This is a genomic window from Allobosea sp. NPDC055594 (genome assembly GCF_053618995.1).
In genome coordinates, this window is the sequence record NZ_JBSHIO010000002.1 from 626,538 (window position 1) to 645,652 (window position 19,115).

Genomic DNA, 19,115 nt, shown 5'->3' on the forward strand with positions numbered 1-19,115 from the left:
AGACTTCAGACTGACTTCTGTCAGAACGCTCCGACCACGATCGCCAGAACGAGCAAAAACGCCGCTCCCATGGCCAACCGGTCGAGACTTAGCGCGAGGCTCATAGAACCCTCCTTTGTCACTGACCTGACATGGAAACTAGCAGAATCACGGAGCACCGCAAGCGGAAACGGCGCGAGAAACCGAACCGCCCGAGAGCAATGACCTTAATCAAGCGTTAAAGCAATATCTCGCTTTGTATATAGTCAAGATAAAGACCATTTCGGCAACGGACATTAGTATTCGCAAGTTCTACTAACGCGGCCGACACCACCATTTCGCCAAAATTATTGCGATGCAATATTGTTCCAGACGGAACGGGCTGACCTTCCCGCCAACCTTCCGTCAATCAGACGCCACGATCAGCCGTTCGAGTGCCTTGGCCACGGCGATCACCCGCGCATCCTCGCCGAAGCGACCAATGAGCTGGAAGGAGACCGGCAAGCCGCGCGGGCCGCGCAGCAGCGGCACGGTCACGCATGGCGTTCCCATCAGGGTCCAGAGCCGGTTGAAGCGGGAATCGCCGGTCGAGGCCAGCGTCGCCGGCGCCTCGCCCGGCGCGGCATAGGTCAGCATAGCATCGACTTCGCCAAGCCAGGCCTCGGTGAGATGGCGCCCGCGCCGCGCGACGCGTCTCGCTTCGTCGTACTGGCCCGGCGTGGTCCGGCGCGCCTCGTCGAGATAGGCACGCAGCTTGGGCGGCAAGGCCTCGCGGTGATTGGCATATTCCCAGCCCAGAGCCTGGGTCGCCTCCCAGTCCTGCAAGGGTCCATGCGCCCGGAAGGCGTCGCCGAGCGCGGCCGGTGCAGCCAGATCGACGACGCTCGCACCGGCCTGTCGCACCAGCGCCGCGATGCGCTGCAGGGCCTGCTCGCAGGCCGGCTCCGGCGCCTCGGCGAATTCCTGGCGGTTGAGGCCGAGCCGGAGGCCCTGCAAGGAAGCCTCGGCGGCGTCGAGCTCCGGCCGGTCGGTCAGCGCCGCCAGGGCGAAGCCCAGATCGTCGGCGCTGGCGGCCATCAGCCCGAGTGTGTCGAGCGACCAGGAATAGGGCTTCACGCCGACTGTCGGCAGCAGGCCGTAGGAGGGCTTGATTGCCGCGGCACCGCAATAAGCGGCCGGGCGGATCACCGAGCCGCCGGTCTGGGTACCGATCGCCAGGGGGATCAGCCCGGCAGCGACAGCCGCAGCCGAGCCGGCCGAAGAGCCGCCGGGGCTCGCCGTCGGGTCATGCGGATTGCGGGTCGGAGCGGGATCGAGAAAGGCGAAGGCGGTCGTCTGGGTCTTGCCGGCGACGGTCGCGCCGGCCGCCTTCAGCGCCATGACGATCGCGGCGTCGGCGCGCGGCTGCCAGCCTTCATAGATCGGCGAGCCCATTCCGGTCGGCAGATCGGCGGTGTCGATGATGTCCTTGACGCCGCAGGCGATGCCGGCGAGCGGACCTTCGCCCGGCACCAAGACCTGGGGGCGGCTGGCGAAGGCGCGCAATTCGCCATCACGCGCCTCGATGCGGCGCTCGCTCTCGGCAAGGGCAGCCTGAGCCGAAATCTCGCCATTGGCGACGCGGCGGGCAATATCGCGAACCGAAAGCATGGCAGGTTCCTGGATGGCTTGACGGCCGCCGGATCGGGCCGGACGCAGGCATGCTGGCACGAAGCCGTCGGCTTGCGGTAGCCGGCAAAGCGCGGCCGTGCAGCAGCCTGGCGCATGGCCCCGCGCCGATGCGCCAGGCCATGCGAGCCTCAGATCGGGGCGCTCAGTAGCTCGCCCGCCCGCCCGAGAGATCGAAGATGCCGCCGGTCGAGAAGGAGCAATCGTCCGAGGAGAGCCAGAGCACCATACGGGCGACCTCGTCGACCTCGACGAAACGGCCCATCGGAATGCGCGCCATGATCTCGGCCCGGCGCTCGGCGGAGATTTCCTTCGCCATCGCCGTCTCGGCCGCCGAGGGCGTCACCGCCGTGACCATGATGCCGTCCGTCGCGGTGTCGCGGGCAACGCTCTTGGTCAGCGCGATCATCCCGGCCTTCGAGGCCGAATAGGCGCTGGCCATCGGCATGCCTTCCTTGCCCTGGATCGAGGCGATGTTGACAACATGGCCGCGCAGGGGATGACCGCCGGCATCGGGCGAGCGCGGCGCCTGACGGCGCATCAGCCCGACCACCGAGCGGGTCACCAGATAGGTGCCGAACAGGTTGACCTGGAGCACGCGCTGGAAATTCTCGGGCGTCGTCTCCCAGATCGGCTTCACCTCGCCGAGCACGCCGGCATTGTTGACGAGAATGTCGATCCGGCCGTGGCTGGCGAAGGCCGCTTGCGCCGCCTCCTCGACCGCCCCGGCCACCCTTATATCGAGCTGGCGCCGGCTCACACGGCGGCCGAGATCGACGACAGCCTCGGTCAGCGCATTGGCATCCTGATCCCAGAGCTCGACGCTCGCCCCGGCGGCGAGAAGCGCCCGGGCGATGCCTCGCCCCAGCCCACCGGCGCCGCCGGTAACGATGGCGCAGCGGCCGGAAAGATCGTAGCGCACGCTCATCAGCCGGCACTCCACTGCGTCTTGGTGCGGGTGATCTGGTGGCGGTAGAGGCCGAGCGTGAAAGGCGCCTCACCGCCGCGCGCCGCCAGCCGGTCGGAGGCGAGCTCGGCCTTGGCCAGCGCGATGAAATCGGCCTCGTCGCCCCAGCCTTCCAGCAGCAGCACCCAGCGCGGCACGGCATTGGCGACGCCGCGCGCCTTCTGCTCGGCGGTGGCGACGCCGCTCGCCTGGGCATCGGCCGTCAGCAGGTGCAGACCCGCGACGCCCGGCCGGGCCAACAGATCGGGAATGAGACCGCGCAGCAGCGCGGCCTTGTGGCTTTCGGCAGCCTCATCCGGCACGTCATAGCGCAGCGTCGCGATCAGGCCGCCCTGAGCCGGCCCGGCCGTGTGGGCGACACGGCAGATCGAGCGGGCGACCGAACGGAAATGCTTTACCGCCGACAGAGTCCAGGGCGTGGGCGCATTGACGCGAGCCGTGTAGTCCTGGCCCTTCAGGACCTCGACGGTCTGGGCCTCGTAGAGGTTGAAGAATTCGAGATCGGCCTCGATCGCGACATAGCGCCGGCCGCGCAGGAAGCCGGGAATCCCGACTCGCTCCGGCATGTGCTCCTGCCCGTGCCAGGCGTAGAAATCCGCCCTGCCCTCCGGCGCGATGTCGTGCCAGATCGCGACCGCCCCCTCACCCGCCAGACTCATCTTTCCTCCGTCAGGCTCTCTGCCGGGCGCGTTGACTCGGCCCGCTTCCATCCGTATACGAAAATCAAATCCAAATTGGAAATCATTTCCAATTATAACATCGAACGGGACGGAACAGGTGACGATCGCTGCGGTCGAGCGCGCATTGAAGATGCTGGAAGCCCTGGCCGACGAGGCCGAGGGCGCCGATCTCAGCCTGCTCGCCGAACGGCTTGGCCTGCCGGTCAGCGCGACGCATCGCCTGCTGGCGACGCTCGCCGAGCGCGGCCTGGTGGCGCAGGATGCCAGCTCCGGCGCCTATGGGCTGACGCTGAAACTGGCCCAGCTCGCCTTTCGCAATCTCGACCTGCGCGGCCTGCCCGACGCCGGCCAACTGGTGCTCGACGAGCTCGCCCGCACCACCCGCGAATATTGTCGCCTCGCCGTCGTCGAAGGCGAGGATCTCGTCTGGATCGCCCGCGCGCAGGGCGCGACGGCCGGCCTGCGCTATGAACCGCCAATGGGCACCGACATCGTGCTGCACGCCACCGCGACCGGAAAAGCCTGGCTCACCAGCCTGCCGGAGGCGGAGGCGCTGCGCATCGTCTGCGCTCGCGGCTTCAAGGCGGAAGGACGCACCGGCCCTAACGCGCTGGGCGACGTCGATGCCTTGCGCGCCCATCTCGACGAGACCCGCAGGCGCGGCTTCGCGCTCGCCGTCGAGGAAGGCGAGATCGGCACCGTCGCCATGGCCGTGACCTTCCGCGCCGGCCCCGAGCCGGATGTCGCCATCGCGGGGACATTGAGTGTCGCCGGCCCACTGCAGCGCATGCACGAAGCCAGGCGCGAAGAAATCGCCGCCGCCCTGCAGCGCGCCGCCCAGGCCATGGCCGAAATCTGGCCGTTGCGGCGCCGACAGATCGCGCCGGCCGGCGCACAGGCGCCGCGCCTGGGCGCTACGGCACCGGCAACGGGAACAGCCGCATGAGCCAGGACAGCACCGCCACCACTTCTGCCCCAGCACCGGCCACCACCGGCGGCGCGAAAGCCGGCGCACTGGCCTCCGCCATCGCCTGGCCGCTGGCGAGCTTCGCCGTTCTGCTGCTCGCCTGGCAATGGTTCGTGCCGGCCGCCGGCATCCCGGAATACATCCTCCCCGTCCCAAGCGCCTTCTTCGAGCGTCTCTGGACCGACCGCGCCCTGATCTTCCAGCACACGCTGGTCACGGCGAACGAGATCGTGCTCGGCTTCCTGATGGCGGCGGCGATCTCGATCCCGCTCGGCTACGTCATCGTCTCGGTGAAGCTGCTCGAGAAGGCGATCTATCCGGTGATCGTCTTCTTCCAGCTGGTGCCGAAGATCGCGATCGCGCCGCTCTTCGTGGTCTGGTTCGGCTTCGGCCTGTTCCCGAAGGTGCTGCTCACCTTCCTGCTCTGCTTCTTCCCGACGCTGGTCGCCAGCATGACGGGGTTCAGAGCGCTGGACGAGCGCGTGCTCTACCTGACCCGCTCGATGGGCGCCTCGGCCTGGCAGACCTTCCGCTATGTCCGGGTGCCAGCCGCGCTGACCTACATCTTCTCCGGCCTCAAGGTCTCCGCGGTGTTCGCGGCGACCGGCGCCATCGTCGGCGAGTTCGTCGGCGCCAATGCCGGGCTCGGCTATCTCCTGCTGCGCGGGACGAGCTTCCTCGACATGCCGCTGATCTTCGCCTGCCTGGTGGCGCTGAGTTTCGTCGGCATCCTGTTCAGCTATCTCGTCGACGGGCTCGAAGTGCTGCTGATGCCGTGGCAGCGCAAGGGCTGAAGGCCAGGAACACGACCATCAAGCCGGGCAAACCGGAACCATAAGGGAGGACAGGATCATGCTCAGAAGGACCTTACTCACCGCAGCCGCCGTCCTGGCGCTCGGCTCGTCAGGCGCGCTCGCCCAGGCCGGCGGCAAGCCGATGAAGATCACGCTGAACTTCCTCGCCGCTGCGCCGAATGCCGGCTTCATGATGGCCAAGCAGATGGGCCTCTATGAGAAGGCCGGGATCAACCTGACGATCGAGGAAGGCAAGGGCTCGGGCACGACGGCGCAGATGGTCGCGACCGGGCAGAGCGATGTCGGCTTCGCCGATGCGCCAGCCGCGATGCAGCTGCGCACCAAGGGCGCGCCGGTGAAGATCGTCGCCCCGGTGCTGCAGACCAATGGCTTCGCCATCATCTCGCTCGAAGACAGCGGCATCGCCTCGCCCAAGGACCTGGTCGGCAAGAAACTCGCGGTCCAGCCCGGCACGGCACAGACGATCCTGCTCGACGCCATCCTCGCCTCGAACCAGATCGACAAGAGCAAGGTCGACATCATCAACATCGATCCGGGCGCCTTCGTCGGCGCGCTGCTCGAGAAGAAGGTCGACGCGATCCTGGGCGGCGCCGATTTCCACTCGATCCAGATCCGCGAGCGCGGCTTCAAGGTGCGCGACATGTTCTACCGCGATGTCGGCGTGCCGACGGTCGGACTCTCGATCATCGCGCGCGACGACAAGATCAAGGCCGATGGCGATCTCTACAATAAGTTCATCGAGGCGAGCCTGCAGGGCTGGGACACCGCCCGCAAGAACCCCGATGCCGCCGCCGACGCAGTCGTCGCCCAGTTCCCCTCGGTGAAGAAGGCGCAGGTGCTGGCCCAGTTCGACGTGGTCAACAAGCTGCTCTGCGCTCCCGGCGCGACCGCGCTCGGCAAGGTGCCGGAGAAGAACTGGAACACCAGCTTCGAGCTGCTGACCCAGTATCTCGGCCTGCCCAAGGACAAGCCGATCACCGACTACTACACCACCGAGCTGCTGCCGGCCTCGCCGCCGGCCTGCTCTTAGGCCGCACGAAGCATCACCGGAACCGCGCCGTCATTCCGGCCGCAGAGCAGCGGAGCGCCGGAATCCATCGTAGAGCATGACGCCTTTCGATGGATTCCGGGTCTACGCCGCTTCGCGGCTTGCCCGGAAGACGGATCGGTTCTCGACTGGGAACGAAAAATGACCGCCACAGCCGCTTCCGCCGCCGCCTCGATCGAGGGGCGCGGCATCGTCAAGAGCTTCGGCGGCTTCACCGCCGTCGACGGCCTGACGCTCGACATCAAGAGCGGCGAGTTCGTCAGCCTGATCGGCCCGTCCGGCTGCGGCAAGAGCACCTTCATGCTGATGGCGGCCGGGCTGATCCCGACCAGCAGCGGCGAGCTCCTGGTCAACGGCAAGGCCCTGCGCGAGCCGCTGACCGATATCGGCATCGTCTTCCAGGATCATCTCCTGCTCGAATTCAGGACGGCGCTGGAGAACGTCATGCTCCAGGCCGAGATCCGCGGCCTGCCGCTCGCGCCGGCGAAGGAGCGGGCGCTCGAACTCTTCAAGAAGCTCGGCATCAGCCATGCCGTCGATCGCTATCCGAAGCAGCTCTCGGGCGGGATGCGCCAGCGCGTCTCGATCGCCCGGGCGCTGATCCACGACCCGTCCGTGCTGATGATGGACGAGCCCTTCGGCGCGCTCGACGCGATCACCCGCACCCAGATCCGGCACGATCTCGAAATGCTCTGGCTGGAACAAGCCAAGACCGTGGTCTTCATCACCCATTCGATCGACGAGGCGATCGGCCTCTCCGACCGGGTGCTGGTGATGTCGCCGACGCCGGGGCGGATCGTCGACGAGATCAAGATCGAGCTGCCGCGGCCGCGCCCGGCCCATCTCGGCGATTACCCGAGCTTCAACACCTATGCCGACCGCATCCACGACGCCTTCCGGCGCTTCGGCGTGATCAAGTACTGAGACATCCGCGCCCGGCCGCGGCTGGCGCCAAGCAAAAACGGTGCTCCCGTTTCGACCGGAGCGCCGCCATGTTGCGTCGCGGAAAGCCTTGCCGGACAGGCTCAGAGCTCGGCGCGCGGATCGTGCCTGGCGAGGCGGGCGAGCAGGTAATCGACCTCGGCCTTGGCCGCGGCGGACAGGGCGGAACCCGGCTTGCGCTGCGCGTCATGGGCGAGGATGCCGCGCTTCATCATGGTGTATTTGCGCACCGCAAGGCCGACGCCCTGCTGCTGCTCGTAGCGCATCAGCGGCAGATGCGCGTCGAAGATGTCATGCGCCTCGTCGCGCTTGCCGGCCTTGCTCAGCCTGACGACGTCGATCAGCAGCTCCGGGAAGGCATAGCCGGTATTGGCACCGTCGACACCGCGCTCCATCTCGAAATCGAGAAAGATGCCGCCATTGCCGGTGACGATCGAGACATGGCGCAGGCTGCCCTCGGCCTCGAATTTGCGCAGGGCCGAGATCTTCTCCAGCCCCGGCCAATCCTCGTGCTTCAGCATCACGCAGGAGGGGTTGTCCTGGATGATCTTGCGGATGACGGCGGGCGTCATCACCACCGAGAGCGTCAGCGGATAGTCCTGGATGACGAAGGGGATGTCGGCGCCGATCGCCTCGACGGCCTGGGCGTAATAGCCGGTGATCTGGTCATCGGTGCGCAGGCTCGGCGGCGGCGCGATCATCACGCCGCCGGCGCCGAGGTCCATGACCTGGCGGGCGAGCGAGCGCATCGCGGCGAAGCCCGGAGCCGAAACGCCGACGATGATCGGCTTGCCGCCCATCTTGGCGACGGCACGCTTGACGAGGCCGACCGATTCCTCCGGCTCGAGCTTGGGCGCCTCGCCCATGATGCCGAGCACGGTGACGCCGTCCGAGCCGATATCGGCATAGAACTCGAAGAGCTTGTCGGCCGAGTTCCAGTCGACAGTGCCGTCGGGCATGAACGGGGTCGGGGCGATCGGGAAGACGCCGCCGGCTTCGGGAGTCAGACGCATGTTCGATCCTACCTATTCACGATAATCGCGGAGCGGCCGCAAGGGCGGCCGGCTGAGGCCGAAACTTCAGACGATGCGGGTGCGGACGCTGCCGACGCCGGCGATGGAGCCTTCCAGCAGATCGCCCTTCACCACCGCGGCGACGCCTTCCGGCGTTCCGGTCAGGATCAAATCGCCGGGCGCGAGCTCGATCAGACCGGAGAGATAAGCGATGGTCTCGGGCACGTTCCAGATCTGCTTGGCGAGATCGGAACTCTGGCGGACCTTGCCGTTGACCTTGAGCTCGATCAGTCCGGCATCGGGATGGCCTGCCCTGGCCGCCGGCACGATCTCGCCGATCGGCGCCGAGAGGTCGAAGCCCTTGGCCATGTCCCAGGGCCGGCCGGCCTTCTTGGCGGCGGCCTGCAGGTCGCGACGCGTCATATCGAGGCCGGCGGCATAGCCATAGACATGGCCGAGCGCATCGGCCTCGGCGATGTCCTTGCCACCCTTCCCGATCGCCACGACGAGCTCCATCTCGTGGTGCAGATCGGCGGTCTTGGTCGGATAGGGCATGTCGGCGCCAGCGATCAGGAGCGCATCGGCCGGCTTGGTGAAGAAGAAGGGTTCCTCGCGATCGGGATCACCGCCCATCTCGCGGGTGTGCTCGGCGTAGTTGCGCCCGACGCAGAAGATGCGGCGCACCGGGAAGAGCCCGCCGCCTGCGACTGGGGCAGCGGCAACCTTCGGCGGGTCGATGACATAGCTGGACATGGCGCGCCTCGTTCGAGAAATCCAGAGCGTTCATGCGGGAGCAAGCCGGCTTCGGCAAGGCCCATCGCAGGCGGGACCGGCCTGCAATGCCGGCATTCCCGGCAAGCCTCCTCTCCCCAGCCCTCATCCTGAGGAGCAAGCGGAGCTTGCGTCTCGAAGGATGCTCCAGCTGGTTCTGGAGCCTCTCTGGCACATCCTTCGAGACGTGCTCCTGCGGAGCGCTCCTCAGGATGAGGGTAAGTGTCGGGCCGAAGCGTCGATCACGACGCCTTCGGCAGGTCCGGCACCTTATAGGCGGTGGTCGCCTTGATCCGCTCCATGGCGAAGCGCGAGGTGACGTTCTTCAGCGGAATCGTCTCGATCAGCTTCTTGTAGAAGCCGTCATAGGCTGCCATGTCGGCGACGACGACGCGCAGCATGTAATCGACGTCGCCGGCCATGCGGTAGAACTCCATCACCTCCGGCATCGCCGCGACGCTCTGGGCGAACTTCTCCAGCCAGGGGCCGGAATGGTCGGCCGTCTCGATCTGAACAAAGACGGTCAGCCCGAGCCCGATCCGCTCCGGGGCCACCAGCGCGACGCGCTTCGTGATGACGCCGGACTGCTCCAGGCGCTGAATGCGCTTCCAGCACGGTGTCTGCGACAGGCCGACACGGTCGGCGAGCTCCGCGATCGAGATGTTGGCGTCCGCCTGCAGGACGGTGAGAATCTTCCGGTCGATCGCGTCCATTCCATAGATCCTTGGATTTCGAGACGAATTATTTCTCTGAACCGGCATCGTTAGAAGGAATTTCTTTTTACCGGCAAGTTATTGTCATTAGATAGAAAATCCTTTTATCAGACGTCAATAGGCTGAGATACACACGCTGATCGAGGGATTAAGCCATGGACCGCCGCCAGTTCCTGCTCGCCGGCTCTTCGCTGCTCGCCGCCACGCCTTTCACCGGCGTCCGCGCGCAGGCCCCAATTGCCGCCCGCATCGGCTACATCCCGATCATCGGCACCGCGCCGATCTTCGTCGCCAATGGCGAGGGCTGGCTGAAACAGGCCGGGATCGAGCCCGCCTTCACCGTGTTCGAATCCGGTCCGAACATGATCCAGGCGCTCGCCTCGGGCACGATCGACCTCTACGTCGCCGGCGTCGCGCCGCTTGCCGTCGCCCGCTCGCGCGGCGTCGACATCCGTGTCGTCGCCTCGACCGCGACCGGTGAGAACGTCTTCGTCGCGGCCCCCGCGCTGGCGAAATTCTTCACGACGGGCACGGCCGCAGCGGCCGCCTTCAAGGCGCACAAGGCCGCGACCGGCAAGGCCGCGCGGCTCGCCACGCAGCCGGCCGGCTCGGTACCGAACACCGTGCTGCAATACTGGCTCTGGGAGGTCGCCAAGGCCGACAAGGCCGATGTCGAGATCGTGCCGATGGGTATCGACGCGACGCAGCAGGCGGTGCTCGCCGGCGCCGTCGAGGGCGCGATCGTGCGCGAGCCGGCCCTAACCATCGTCCAGACCCGCAATCCCGGCATCAAGCTGATCGCCGGCGGCGAGGAACTCTTCCCAGGTCAGCCCGGCACGGTCGTCGCCGCCTCCGGCAATTTCGTCAGCAAGAACCCCGACGCGGTCCAGAAGCTGGTCAACGGCCTCGTCCGCGCCGCCGACCTGCTCGCCAAGTCGCCGGACAAGGCCGCCCCCCATGTCGGCGCCGCGCTCGGCAAGGGTATCGTCGACCCAGCCTTGATCCAGAAGGCGCTGGTTTCCCCGGCGAGCAAGTTCGAGATCGACCCGCGCAAGATCATCGCACCGGCGCGGGCCATGCAGGCCTATCAGGTCAAGCTCGGCTCGCTGGAGAAGGAGCTGCCCTTCGACGGCCTGTTCGAGGCGCAGTTCTACGAGCGGGCCCTCAAGGTGACCGGCTGACGGCGGTTGCGAGACTACCGCGCTGAAGCATCGCCCTCATCCTGAGGAGCGATCCGAACGGATCGCGTCTCGAAGGATCTTCCAGAACTCGCCCGAGCCTCCTGGACCATCCTTCGAGACGCCGCTTTGCGGCTCCTCAGGATGAGGCTTGAGCACTCGATAGGAACGATCTTGCAGTCATTACGGGCCCCGGCCCTAGCCCTGACGGGCCTCGTCGCCTTCCTGCTGCTGTGGGAGGCGATCCCCTTTTTCGGCATCGTCAACCCGGCCTTCCTGCCCGGGCCGAGCGCGCTGCCGGCCGCCTTTCTGCGCGAGGTCCAGTCGGGGGCCTGGCTGTCGGCGATCGCCGGCTCGCTCGGGCACTATTTCATCGGGCTCGGCACCGGCGCCGGCCTCGGCATCGCGCTCGGCGTGCTGACCGGCATGTCGAAGATCGCCGAGGAGCTGAGTTCCTGGGTGGTGCGCCTGCTGCGGCCGATCCCCGGTCTCGCCTGGGTCCCGTTCGCGATCATCTGGTTCGGCGTCAACCCGCAGGCGGCGGTATTCATCATCGCGATCGGCGTGTTCTGGATCGTGTTCTTCGCGGCGCAGGGCGCGATCCGCGGCGTCGACCGCGACCTGATCGAGGTCGCCGACGCCTTCGGCTTCCACTCGGCGTGGCAGCGGCTCGCCAAGATCCTGCTGCCGGCGGCGATGCCCGGCATCCTGGTCGGCGTGCGCACCGCGCTCGGCCAGGCCTGGATGGCGGTGGTCGCGGCCGAGATCTTCGGCGTCGCCGGGGTCGGCCAGCGCATGATGCAGGCTTCGAGCCTGCTCGCGACCGATCTCGTGGTGATCTACATGCTGACGATGGCTGCTCTTTACGGGCTGCTCGACACGGCCTTCGTCGCCTTCCAGAAATGGGTGCTGCGTTGGAAAGCGTGATCGACATCAAGGGCCTGTCGCTGACCTTCACCCGCGACGGCGAGGCGACCGAGGTGCTGCGCAAACTCGACCTTCAGGTCGCGCGCGGCGAATTCCTCGCCATTGTCGGCCCTTCCGGCGTCGGCAAGTCGACGCTGCTACGCGTCATCGCCGGCCTCGCCAGGCCGAGCGGCGGCGAGGTGACGATCCACGCGAAGGATAATTCGCGCCGGCCGGTCGCCCTGGTCTTCCAGGATTCGCGCCTGCTGCCCTGGCGCAAGGTGATCTCGAATGTCGGCTTCGGTCTCGAAGGCCGGGCATCGCGGGGCGAGCGCCTCGCCAAGGCGCAGGAGACGCTGGATCTCGTCGGCCTCGGCGGACTCGCCCAGCGCTGGCCGCACCAGCTCTCCGGCGGCCAGCGCCAGCGCGTCTCGCTGGCGCGGGCGCTCGCGGTCGAGCCGGAAATCCTCCTGATGGACGAGCCCTTCTCGGCGCTCGACGCGCTGACCCGCGAGACGCTGCAGGACGAGCTGATCCGCGTCTGGCAGCGCACCGGCAAGACCGTGCTCTTCGTCACCCATGACATCGACGAGGCCGCCTATCTCGCCGACCGAGTGGTGGTGCTCTCGGGCGCGCCCGGCCAGATCATCGCCGAGCACCGGATTTCGGCGCCGCATCCGCGCCGGCGCGGCGCGGCGGCGGAAGCCGAGATCGTGCGGGCGGTGCGCGTCGACCTCGGAGCCGATACGGTGAGCGACGGCGCGGCGATCTGAGCCCGCCCCGCACAGAACCGCGGCGCCGGCTCCGGGCAATCGATCAGCAGCAGCCCGCCTGCGGTGACGCGGGCGCACAGCATGCCGGTCTGGTGACTTGGCGCGCTGCGCGGTGACGCGGCTTGCAGATGGCCGATCGCGCCATGAGCCGCAGGAGGACGTGCCCCTGCTGCGGCGCGAGCGCAGCGAGATCGAAGATCCGCATCGGCTCGTCCGGCCTGCCAACTTCGAAAGTCAGGCGGGCATCCGCCGCCAATGCGATTCGCGCCGCGACCCGGTCGAGGATCGACCGGAACTTTCCGACCAGCATGCAGCCGTCGTCATCACTCGCCGGCAGGTCCTCGATCTGGAGGATCGTCTCCTGCCAACGGTCGGGATTTCCGCCACAGTCGAGCGTGACGAAAGCCCCTGCCTTGACCTCGGTCAGGTGATAGCCGGGCTGGATCGTCCGCCCGGCATAGTCGAACAGCAGGGGCAGGGCCGCATAGGGTTCGAGAGCATCGAGAAGCGTCCCGAGCAAGGCATCGCCCTGAAAATCCACCGGCGAGGGGCTGGCTTCGATCGGCATCTTCGGCTACCTTCATTTCAATCTCTATTGAGATGTTGAGATGAAAATGACGGAAGCGCAAGCCCTCGCCGCCTTTTCGGCCCTCTCGCAGGAAACCAGACTGCGCATCATCCGACTGCTGGTTACGGCGGGGCCAGACGGGCTCGCCGCCGGCGCGATCGGCGAGACGGTCGGCGCCTCCTCGTCGCGCCTTTCCTTCCACCTCAGCCATCTCGAGCAGGCGGGCCTGGTCCAGTCGCGCCGCGAGGCGCGTTCGATCATCTATAGCGTGGCTTATCCGGCGCTGTCGGACCTCGTCGCCTTCCTGATGCGTGATTGCTGCCAGGGTCATCCCGCGATCTGCGGTCCAGCGGTCGCCGCGCTGGCCGATTGCTGCGCGGCCGGATCGCCATGAGCAGCGCTCTGCCCCAGCGCCTCGCGGCCGAATCCATCGGCACGGCCTTCCTGGTCGCGACCGTCGTCGGCTCCGGCATCATGGCGGACACGCTCGCCCGCGACCCGGCGCTGACCCTGCTCGCCAACACGCTGGCGACCGGGGCGATGCTCGTCGTGCTCATCACCGTGCTCGGGCCGGTCTCGGGCGCACATTTCAACCCGGCGATCAGCCTGATCCTTGCGCTCAGAGGCGAGTTGCCGCGCCGGGATGCCGGGCTCTACATGCTCGTCCAGACGGTCGGCGGCATCGCCGGAACCCTGGTCGCGCATGCGATGTTCGCGCTGCCGTTGCTGCACGCCTCTTCCAGGATCAGAACCGGCGGCGAGCAATGGCTCTCAGAAGGGCTCGCAACCTTTGGGCTCGCGGCGACCATCCTCGCCGGGCTGCGCTTCGAACGGAGCGCCGTCCCCTGGCTGGTCGGCCTCTATATCGCAGCGGCCTACTGGTTCACCGCCTCGACCTCCTTCGCCAACCCGGCGGTCGCGATCGCACGATCGCTGACCGACACATTCGCCGGAATCCGGGCCATCGACCTGCCGGGCTTCATCCTGGCCGAATTGGCAGGCGCGCTCTGCGCATTGGCCGCGATGACATGGTTGTTGTCAGCGCGCACAGACAATACCGAAATCCGAGCCGCCGAGGGACGACCATGACCATCACGATCTTCCACAACCCGGCTTGCGGCACCTCCCGCAACACGCTCGCCATGATCCGAAAGAGCGGCGAAGACCCCGTCATCGTCGAGTACCTCAAGACACCGCCAGATCGCGCCCGGCTCATCGAACTGATCGAGGCCATGGGGATCGGCGCGCGGGGGCTGCTTCGTGAAAAGGGCACGCCCTATGCCGAGCTCGATCTCGGCAATGCGAAATGGACGGATGACGAACTGGTCGATTTCATGCTGGCGCACCCGTTCCTGATCAACCGTCCCATCGTCGAGACGCCGAAGGGAACCAGGCTCTGCCGGCCTTCGGAAGAGGTGCTGCAGATCTTGCCGAACCCGCAGATCGGACCGTTCATCAAGGAGGATGGCGAACTGGTCGTTCCCGCCAGCAGCCCGCGACGCTGAGGCGGGGCACAGCCCATCCCGTAATCCTGACACAGCACGGCCGGCGGCAGTCCCTAGAAGGGAAAAACGTTCGCCTTTACGAACACAATCGACAGTGATATTCGCTTCGTCCGTTATAACGAACGAAACGGATGACGGGTCATGAGCATCGAAGCGGCGGACACATCAGCTCTGCACCCTGAAACCCGACTGGTCCATGCCGGCACGCTGCGCTCGCAGTTCGGCGAGACCTCAGAGGCGCTGTTCCTGACGCAGGGCCATGTCTACGACAGCGCCGAACAGAGCGAGGGCCGCTTCCTCAACACCGATCCCGGCTTCCAGTACGGACGCCTCTCCAATCCCACCGTCGCCATGCTGGAGCAGCGCATGGCCGCCTTCGAGGGTGCCGAGACCTGCCGCGCCACCGCGACCGGCATGGCCGCCGTCACTGCGGCCGTGATGGCGCCGGTGCGCGCCGGCGACCATGTCGTTGCGGCGCGGGCGCTGTTCGGCTCCTGTCGCTACGTCATCGAGGATCACCTGCCGCGCTACGGCGTCGAGTCGACCCTGGTCGATGGCACCGACCCTTCCGCCTGGCGTGCCGCGATCAAGCCCAACACCAAGCTGTTCTTCCTGGAGAGCCCGGCCAATCCGACGCTGGAGGTGATCGACATCGCCGCCGTCGCCGCGATCGCTAAAGAGGCCGGCATCATCCTCGTGGTCGACAATGTCTTCGCCACGCCGCTTTTCCAGCGCCCGCTCGAACTCGGCGCGGATCTCGTGGTCTATTCCGCGACCAAGCACATCGACGGTCAGGGCCGCTGCCTGGGCGGGCTCATCCTCGGCGCGAAGGCGCTGATCGAGGGCGATATCCAGACCTATCTGCGCCAGACCGGCCCGGCCTTGTCGCCCTTCAATGCCTGGGTGATGCTGAAGGCGCTGGAGACGCTGCCGCTGCGCATCCGCCAGCAGGCGCAGAACGCGGCAGCGGTCGCCAAATGGCTGAAGAGCCGCAAAGAACTCCCACATGTCGCCTTCATCGGCGACCCCGAGCATCCCCAAGCCGAGATCATCGCCCGGCAGATGAGCGGCCCCTCGACGCTGATCGCCTTCGAGGTCGCTGGCGGCAAGCAAGGCGCCTTCCGCTTCCTCAACAGGCTCAGGCTGATCCGCATCTCCAACAATCTCGGCGACGCCAAGAGCCTGATCGTCCACCCGGCGACGACGACGCATCAGCGCTTCACGCCGGAAGTGCGCGCCAGCATGGGGGTCGGCGATGGGCTGATCCGCCTCTCGATCGGCCTCGAGCACGCCGACGACCTGATCGCCGATCTCCAGCAGGCGCTGGGCGGCTGAATTCGGGGCCGGCGCCCGTCATTCCGGCCGCAGTGACGCTCGCCTGGAACGATGAGCACCGCGGCAGAATTGAACCTGGCAGGCCGATCCGCGTTGAACCTCGACAGCAACCGAGGTTCACATGCTCCGACGCATCGCCTGCGCGACCGCGCTGCTCGCTTCTCTCGCCGCCCCTGGCCTGGCGCAGAACGCCTCGCCGGCCTCGCCCGCGCCGGTCGAGAAGCCGGCATCGCCCGAACTTGCGGCCTGCAAGTCGACGGCGATGGTGGCGATCACCGCGCGCGAGCCCGAGATCAAGGACATCGTGATCGATGAGGACGGGCTGACGATCGCGACCTCGGAAACCAAGGTCGAGGATACGCGGATCACGCGCATCATCATGGGCGAGGCCTATCTGAAGACCGATCGCTCCGACAAGCCACGCCGCTTCCTCTGCCTGCTCGGCGAGAAGGGCAAGGTGCTGCTGACCTTCTTCACCCAGAACTGAGAGGGCTCAGGGCTCGTCGACGACGCGCGTTCCCGGCCGGTCGCGTCCGTCAGCGAGTTCCTCATGCCATCGGCCATCGGCGTCCTGGTAGACGATGCCGTCGGTGGTGCCAGGCCGCTTCTGCCGCGCCGCCGCCTTCTCGGCCGCCTTCAGCGCAGCATCATGCGTCCGGTACGTCTCGGAGAGCGCCCCGCCTGCCTTATAGGCCCAGCCGCCATCGTGCTGGACGACCTCGTATTTGACGATGACCATGAGCATTCTCCATCGCTCACAGGTCGAACCGCCGCGGCCGCGTCGGGTTCCACCATGAGCGAGGATAACGCCGTCAGGCCGATCGAGGGAAGGGCCGCGCTCCGCCGCCCGACCTATTCGCCATTGCCGGAATCGGCGGCGCGCAACCCGTCGAGCACCGGCATCGAGGTGATGTTGTAGCCGGCATCGACATGATGGATGTCGCCGGTGACGCCGCCCGAAAGATCGGAAAGATAATACAGCGCGGCACCGCCGATATCCTCGAGCGACACCGATTTGCGCAGGGGCGAATTGGCCCGCTGCCAGGAGTACATCGCACGGGCGTCGGAGATGCCGGCGCCGGCGAGCGTGCGTACAGGTCCGGGCGAGAGCGCGTTGACGCGGATGCCGCGCGGGCCGTAATCGGCCGCGAGATAGCGCATGCTCGCCTCGAGCGCCGCCTTGGCGACGCCCATGACATTGTAGTTCGGCATTACGCGGGTCGAGCCGCCATAGGTCAGCGTGATCATGCTGCCGCCCAGCGGCATACGCTCGGCGGCGCGCTTGGCTGCCTCCGTGAAGGAGAAGCAGGAGATCACCATGGTGCGCGAGAAATTCTCGCGGCTGGTGTCGGCATAGAGGCCCTTGAGCTCGTTCTTGTCGGAGAAGCCGATGGCGTGGATCAGGAAATCGAGCGTGTTGCGCTCGGGATCGCCGCCCCAGGCCTCGTCCAGCGCCGCGAAGGTCGCGTCGACCGAAGCGATGTCCTCGACATCGCAGGGAATGATCAGCTTGGAGCCGATGCTCTCGGCGAGCGGCTTGACGCGCTTGCCCAGCGCCTCGCCCTGATAGGTGAAGGCCATCTCGGCACCATGGGCGTGCAAGGTGCGGGCGATGCCCCAGGCGATCGAATTCTGGTTGGCGACGCCCATGACGAGGCCGCGCTTGTTGTGCATCAAGGGAAGCATGGGGTTCCGGTCTGGCTGCGATCAATTGCCGCTCATAGCGGCATTTTCACCGCCCCGGAAGCCCGGAGCGGATCAGGCGCCTCGCGGCGCCGCTCAGGTCTGCCCGCTCAGGGCTGCGGCGGTCGCCTTCGAGGTCGCGAGCGGCACGATCTCGAAACGGACGAGATCGCCCCAGGCAAGCACCCATTGCTGCAGCAAGGTGATGTCGTCGCATTCCATGACCTGGAAGCAACGTGAAAGATCGGCAGCGACCCAGCTGTCAGCGTAGCGCAGCCCGTCCGGCGCCATCCGGCCCCGCTCGGCGAACCGAGCGTAGACATCCTTCACGCGCCCCTGATCGAAATGCTCGATCACCATGAACAGCATGGCGGGCTCAGGCCTCCAGGCGCTTCATCACGATGGTGGCGTTGGTGCCGCCGAAGCCGAAGGAGTTGGAGAGCACGCAGCCGAGGCCGGCATTGTCGATGCGCTTGCGCACGATCGGCATGTCGGCGAAGGCCGGGTCGAGTTCGTCGATATGAGCGCTCTCGCAGATGAAGTCGTTGTTCAGCATCAGCAGCGAGTAGATCGCCTCCTGCACGCCGGTGGCGCCGAGCGAATGGCCGGTCAGCGACTTGGTCGCGGAGATCGGCGGGCTCTTCTCGCCGGCGCCGAAAACCTCGCGGATCGCCTCGATCTCCTTGCCGTCGCCGACCGGGGTCGAGGTGCCGTGCGGGTTGATGTAGTCGACCTTGGCGTTGACGCCCTGCAGCGCCATGCGCATGCAGCGCACCGCGCCCTCGCCGGACGGGGCGACCATGTCGTAGCCGTCGGAGGTCGCGCCATAGCCGACGATCTCGCCATAGATCTTGGCGCCGCGGGCCTTGGCGTGCTCGAGTTCCTCGAGCACCAGCACACCGGCACCACCGGCGATCACGAAACCGTCGCGGTTGACGTCATAGGCGCGCGAGGCCCGGTCGGCGGTCTCGTTGAAATTGGACGACATCGCGCCCATGGCGTCGAACAGCACCGACAGCGTCCAGTCGAGCTCCTCGCAGCCGCCGGCGAAGACGACGTCCTGCTTGCCCCACTGGATCAGCTCGTAGGCATTGCCGATGCAATGGTTCGAGGTCGCGCAGGCGGAGGAGATCGAATAGTTCACGCCCTTGATCTTGAACCAGGTCGCGAGCGTCGCGGACGCGGTCGAGGACATGCCCTTGGGCACCGCGAAGGGGCCGACCTTCTTGGACGAGCCACTCTCGCACGCCTTATCATAGGCATCGATCAGGGCACGGGTGGAAGGACCGCCGGAGCCCATGACGATGCCGGTGCGCTCATGGCTGATCTCCGCAGCCTCGAGCCCGGAATCGAGGATCGCCTGGTCCATGGCGACATGGTTCCAGGCCGTGCCGCCGCCATGGAAGCGCATGGCGCGGCGGTCGACGACATCGGCGGCGACGAGCGTCGGCACGCCGGCGACACGGCTGCGGAAGCCGTGCTTCTCGAAATCCGGGATATAGGAGATGCCGGATTTGGCCTCGCGCAGCGAAGCCAGCACTTCCTGCGTATTGTTGCCGATGGACGAGACGATGCCCATCCCGGTGACCACAACGCGTCTCATG

23 protein-coding genes are annotated in these 19,115 nt (G+C 66.8%); 12 read left to right on the top strand and 11 right to left on the bottom strand.

The window, feature by feature from the left end; all coding sequences use genetic code 11:
- Positions 1–384: 384 nt before the first annotated feature.
- From ACWGRX_RS06865 to ACWGRX_RS06875, 3 genes are all read right to left on the bottom strand, one after another.
- Positions 385–1,629: an amidase gene (locus ACWGRX_RS06865; protein ID WP_452116905.1), complete on the bottom strand. Its 1,245-nt coding sequence runs from the start codon at positions 1,627–1,629 to the stop codon at positions 385–387.
- Positions 1,630–1,792: 163 nt separating this feature from the next.
- Positions 1,793–2,575 (bottom strand): SDR family NAD(P)-dependent oxidoreductase, encoded by a 783-nt coding sequence (locus ACWGRX_RS06870; RefSeq protein WP_291641289.1) that lies wholly within the window; start codon positions 2,573–2,575, stop codon positions 1,793–1,795.
- Positions 2,575–3,273: a hypothetical protein gene (locus ACWGRX_RS06875; RefSeq protein WP_452116906.1), complete on the bottom strand. Its 699-nt coding sequence runs from the start codon at positions 3,271–3,273 to the stop codon at positions 2,575–2,577. The genes ACWGRX_RS06870 and ACWGRX_RS06875 overlap by 1 nt, the downstream gene beginning before the upstream one ends.
- Before the next feature lie 118 nt (positions 3,274–3,391).
- Between ACWGRX_RS06875 and ACWGRX_RS06880 the strand changes: the two genes are divergently transcribed.
- The 4 genes from ACWGRX_RS06880 (at position 3,392) to ACWGRX_RS06895 (ending at position 7,048) form a co-directional block, all read left to right on the top strand.
- Positions 3,392–4,240, top strand: coding sequence for an IclR family transcriptional regulator (locus ACWGRX_RS06880; RefSeq protein WP_452116907.1), 849 nt, complete (start codon positions 3,392–3,394; stop codon positions 4,238–4,240).
- Positions 4,237–5,055 (top strand): ABC transporter permease, encoded by an 819-nt coding sequence (locus tag ACWGRX_RS06885; protein WP_452116908.1) that lies wholly within the window; start codon positions 4,237–4,239, stop codon positions 5,053–5,055. The genes ACWGRX_RS06880 and ACWGRX_RS06885 overlap by 4 nt, the downstream gene beginning before the upstream one ends.
- A 58-nt stretch (positions 5,056–5,113) precedes the next feature.
- Positions 5,114–6,106, top strand: coding sequence for an ABC transporter substrate-binding protein (locus ACWGRX_RS06890; protein WP_452116909.1), 993 nt, complete (start codon positions 5,114–5,116; stop codon positions 6,104–6,106).
- Positions 6,107–6,265: 159 nt separating this feature from the next.
- Entirely contained in the window at positions 6,266–7,048 is a 783-nt protein-coding gene (locus ACWGRX_RS06895; protein ID WP_452116910.1) for an ABC transporter ATP-binding protein, read from the top strand.
- 101 nt (positions 7,049–7,149) lie between these two features.
- On the opposite strand, the gene ACWGRX_RS06900 is transcribed toward ACWGRX_RS06895, so the two are convergent.
- The 3 genes from ACWGRX_RS06900 to ACWGRX_RS06910 all read right to left on the bottom strand — a co-directional run bounded on the left by ACWGRX_RS06900 (position 7,150) and on the right by ACWGRX_RS06910 (position 9,563).
- A complete protein-coding gene (locus tag ACWGRX_RS06900; protein WP_452116911.1) occupies positions 7,150–8,079 on the bottom strand; it encodes a dihydrodipicolinate synthase family protein in 930 nt (309 codons plus the stop codon).
- A gap of 66 nt (positions 8,080–8,145) precedes the next feature.
- Positions 8,146–8,832, bottom strand: coding sequence for a fumarylacetoacetate hydrolase family protein (locus ACWGRX_RS06905; RefSeq protein ID WP_291639954.1), 687 nt, complete (start codon positions 8,830–8,832; stop codon positions 8,146–8,148).
- A 260-nt stretch (positions 8,833–9,092) separates the two neighbouring features.
- Positions 9,093–9,563 carry an Lrp/AsnC family transcriptional regulator gene (locus ACWGRX_RS06910; protein WP_066478449.1) on the bottom strand — a complete coding sequence of 157 codons (471 nt, stop codon included), beginning with the start codon at positions 9,561–9,563 and terminating at the stop codon, positions 9,093–9,095.
- 155 nt (positions 9,564–9,718) lie between these two features.
- Here ACWGRX_RS06910 and ACWGRX_RS06915 point away from each other — a divergent pair, with 155 nt between their 5' ends.
- The 3 genes from ACWGRX_RS06915 to ACWGRX_RS06925 all read left to right on the top strand — a co-directional run bounded on the left by ACWGRX_RS06915 (position 9,719) and on the right by ACWGRX_RS06925 (position 12,420).
- Positions 9,719–10,744: an ABC transporter substrate-binding protein gene (locus tag ACWGRX_RS06915; protein ID WP_452116912.1), complete on the top strand. Its 1,026-nt coding sequence runs from the start codon at positions 9,719–9,721 to the stop codon at positions 10,742–10,744.
- Positions 10,745–10,885: 141 nt separating this feature from the next.
- A complete protein-coding gene (locus ACWGRX_RS06920) occupies positions 10,886–11,668 on the top strand; it encodes an ABC transporter permease (protein ID WP_452116913.1) in 783 nt (260 codons plus the stop codon).
- Complete coding sequence (locus tag ACWGRX_RS06925; RefSeq protein WP_452116914.1) at positions 11,644–12,420, top strand: ABC transporter ATP-binding protein; 777 nt, start codon at positions 11,644–11,646, stop codon at positions 12,418–12,420. Before ACWGRX_RS06920 ends, ACWGRX_RS06925 begins: the two co-directional genes overlap by 25 nt.
- A 43-nt stretch (positions 12,421–12,463) precedes the next feature.
- Here the strand turns inward: ACWGRX_RS06925 and ACWGRX_RS06930 are convergent, their stop codons facing one another.
- Positions 12,464–12,988 carry a DUF6428 family protein gene (locus ACWGRX_RS06930; RefSeq protein WP_452116915.1) on the bottom strand — a complete coding sequence of 175 codons (525 nt, stop codon included), beginning with the start codon at positions 12,986–12,988 and terminating at the stop codon, positions 12,464–12,466.
- Between the two features lie 46 nt (positions 12,989–13,034).
- Between ACWGRX_RS06930 and ACWGRX_RS06935 the strand changes: the two genes are divergently transcribed.
- The 5 genes from ACWGRX_RS06935 (at position 13,035) to ACWGRX_RS06955 (ending at position 16,315) form a co-directional block, all read left to right on the top strand.
- Positions 13,035–13,382, top strand: coding sequence for an ArsR/SmtB family transcription factor (locus ACWGRX_RS06935; RefSeq protein ID WP_452116916.1), 348 nt, complete (start codon positions 13,035–13,037; stop codon positions 13,380–13,382).
- Entirely contained in the window at positions 13,379–14,077 is a 699-nt protein-coding gene (locus ACWGRX_RS06940; protein WP_452116917.1) for an aquaporin, read from the top strand. Before ACWGRX_RS06935 ends, ACWGRX_RS06940 begins: the two co-directional genes overlap by 4 nt.
- Positions 14,074–14,493 carry an arsenate reductase (glutaredoxin) gene (gene arsC, locus ACWGRX_RS06945; protein ID WP_452116918.1) on the top strand — a complete coding sequence of 140 codons (420 nt, stop codon included), beginning with the start codon at positions 14,074–14,076 and terminating at the stop codon, positions 14,491–14,493. Before ACWGRX_RS06940 ends, arsC begins: the two co-directional genes overlap by 4 nt.
- 141 nt (positions 14,494–14,634) lie before the next feature.
- Complete coding sequence (metZ, locus tag ACWGRX_RS06950; protein WP_452116919.1) at positions 14,635–15,828, top strand: O-succinylhomoserine sulfhydrylase; 1,194 nt, start codon at positions 14,635–14,637, stop codon at positions 15,826–15,828.
- Between the two features lie 121 nt (positions 15,829–15,949).
- Complete coding sequence (locus ACWGRX_RS06955) at positions 15,950–16,315, top strand: hypothetical protein (RefSeq protein WP_452116920.1); 366 nt, start codon at positions 15,950–15,952, stop codon at positions 16,313–16,315.
- A 6-nt stretch (positions 16,316–16,321) separates the two neighbouring features.
- Here the strand turns inward: ACWGRX_RS06955 and ACWGRX_RS06960 are convergent, their stop codons facing one another.
- The 4 genes from ACWGRX_RS06960 to fabB all read right to left on the bottom strand — a co-directional run bounded on the left by ACWGRX_RS06960 (position 16,322) and on the right by fabB (position 19,114).
- Entirely contained in the window at positions 16,322–16,567 is a 246-nt protein-coding gene (locus ACWGRX_RS06960) for a DUF2188 domain-containing protein (RefSeq protein WP_291639975.1), read from the bottom strand.
- Positions 16,568–16,680: 113 nt separating this feature from the next.
- Positions 16,681–17,514 (bottom strand): enoyl-ACP reductase FabI, encoded by an 834-nt coding sequence (fabI, locus tag ACWGRX_RS06965; protein WP_291639977.1) that lies wholly within the window; start codon positions 17,512–17,514, stop codon positions 16,681–16,683.
- A gap of 93 nt (positions 17,515–17,607) precedes the next feature.
- On the bottom strand, positions 17,608–17,880 hold the full coding sequence (locus ACWGRX_RS06970) for a DUF3303 domain-containing protein (protein WP_452116921.1): 273 nt from the start codon (positions 17,878–17,880) through the stop codon (positions 17,608–17,610).
- A gap of 7 nt (positions 17,881–17,887) precedes the next feature.
- Positions 17,888–19,114 (bottom strand): beta-ketoacyl-ACP synthase I, encoded by a 1,227-nt coding sequence (gene fabB, locus ACWGRX_RS06975; RefSeq protein ID WP_452116922.1) that lies wholly within the window; start codon positions 19,112–19,114, stop codon positions 17,888–17,890.
- Position 19,115 lies beyond the last annotated feature (1 nt).

Bases quoted from the DNA above. Each gene is read 5' to 3' on its own strand.
- ACWGRX_RS06940 (WP_452116917.1), top strand. From the start codon at position 13,379: ATGAGCAGCGCTCTGCCCCAGCGCCTCGCGGCCGAATCCATCGGCACG.
- arsC (WP_452116918.1), top strand. From the start codon at position 14,074: ATGACCATCACGATCTTCCACAACCCGGCTTGCGGCACCTCCCGCAAC.
- ACWGRX_RS06915 (WP_452116912.1), top strand. From the start codon at position 9,719: ATGGACCGCCGCCAGTTCCTGCTCGCCGGCTCTTCGCTGCTCGCCGCC.
- ACWGRX_RS06960 (WP_291639975.1), bottom strand. From the start codon at position 16,567: ATGGTCATCGTCAAATACGAGGTCGTCCAGCACGATGGCGGCTGGGCC.
- metZ (WP_452116919.1), top strand. From the start codon at position 14,635: ATGAGCATCGAAGCGGCGGACACATCAGCTCTGCACCCTGAAACCCGA.
- ACWGRX_RS06865 (WP_452116905.1), bottom strand. From the start codon at position 1,629: ATGCTTTCGGTTCGCGATATTGCCCGCCGCGTCGCCAATGGCGAGATT.
- ACWGRX_RS06910 (WP_066478449.1), bottom strand. From the start codon at position 9,563: ATGGACGCGATCGACCGGAAGATTCTCACCGTCCTGCAGGCGGACGCC.
- ACWGRX_RS06885 (WP_452116908.1), top strand. From the start codon at position 4,237: ATGAGCCAGGACAGCACCGCCACCACTTCTGCCCCAGCACCGGCCACC.
- ACWGRX_RS06905 (WP_291639954.1), bottom strand. From the start codon at position 8,832: ATGTCCAGCTATGTCATCGACCCGCCGAAGGTTGCCGCTGCCCCAGTC.
- ACWGRX_RS06900 (WP_452116911.1), bottom strand. From the start codon at position 8,079: ATGCGTCTGACTCCCGAAGCCGGCGGCGTCTTCCCGATCGCCCCGACC.
- ACWGRX_RS06930 (WP_452116915.1), bottom strand. From the start codon at position 12,988: ATGCCGATCGAAGCCAGCCCCTCGCCGGTGGATTTTCAGGGCGATGCC.
- ACWGRX_RS06925 (WP_452116914.1), top strand. From the start codon at position 11,644: ATGGGTGCTGCGTTGGAAAGCGTGATCGACATCAAGGGCCTGTCGCTG.
- ACWGRX_RS06895 (WP_452116910.1), top strand. From the start codon at position 6,266: ATGACCGCCACAGCCGCTTCCGCCGCCGCCTCGATCGAGGGGCGCGGC.
- fabB (WP_452116922.1), bottom strand. From the start codon at position 19,114: ATGAGACGCGTTGTGGTCACCGGGATGGGCATCGTCTCGTCCATCGGC.
- ACWGRX_RS06970 (WP_452116921.1), bottom strand. From the start codon at position 17,880: ATGCTGTTCATGGTGATCGAGCATTTCGATCAGGGGCGCGTGAAGGAT.
- fabI (WP_291639977.1), bottom strand. From the start codon at position 17,514: ATGCTTCCCTTGATGCACAACAAGCGCGGCCTCGTCATGGGCGTCGCC.
- ACWGRX_RS06875 (WP_452116906.1), bottom strand. From the start codon at position 3,273: ATGAGTCTGGCGGGTGAGGGGGCGGTCGCGATCTGGCACGACATCGCG.
- ACWGRX_RS06955 (WP_452116920.1), top strand. From the start codon at position 15,950: ATGCTCCGACGCATCGCCTGCGCGACCGCGCTGCTCGCTTCTCTCGCC.
- ACWGRX_RS06935 (WP_452116916.1), top strand. From the start codon at position 13,035: ATGACGGAAGCGCAAGCCCTCGCCGCCTTTTCGGCCCTCTCGCAGGAA.
- ACWGRX_RS06920 (WP_452116913.1), top strand. From the start codon at position 10,886: ATGAGGCTTGAGCACTCGATAGGAACGATCTTGCAGTCATTACGGGCC.
- ACWGRX_RS06870 (WP_291641289.1), bottom strand. From the start codon at position 2,575: ATGAGCGTGCGCTACGATCTTTCCGGCCGCTGCGCCATCGTTACCGGC.
- ACWGRX_RS06890 (WP_452116909.1), top strand. From the start codon at position 5,114: ATGCTCAGAAGGACCTTACTCACCGCAGCCGCCGTCCTGGCGCTCGGC.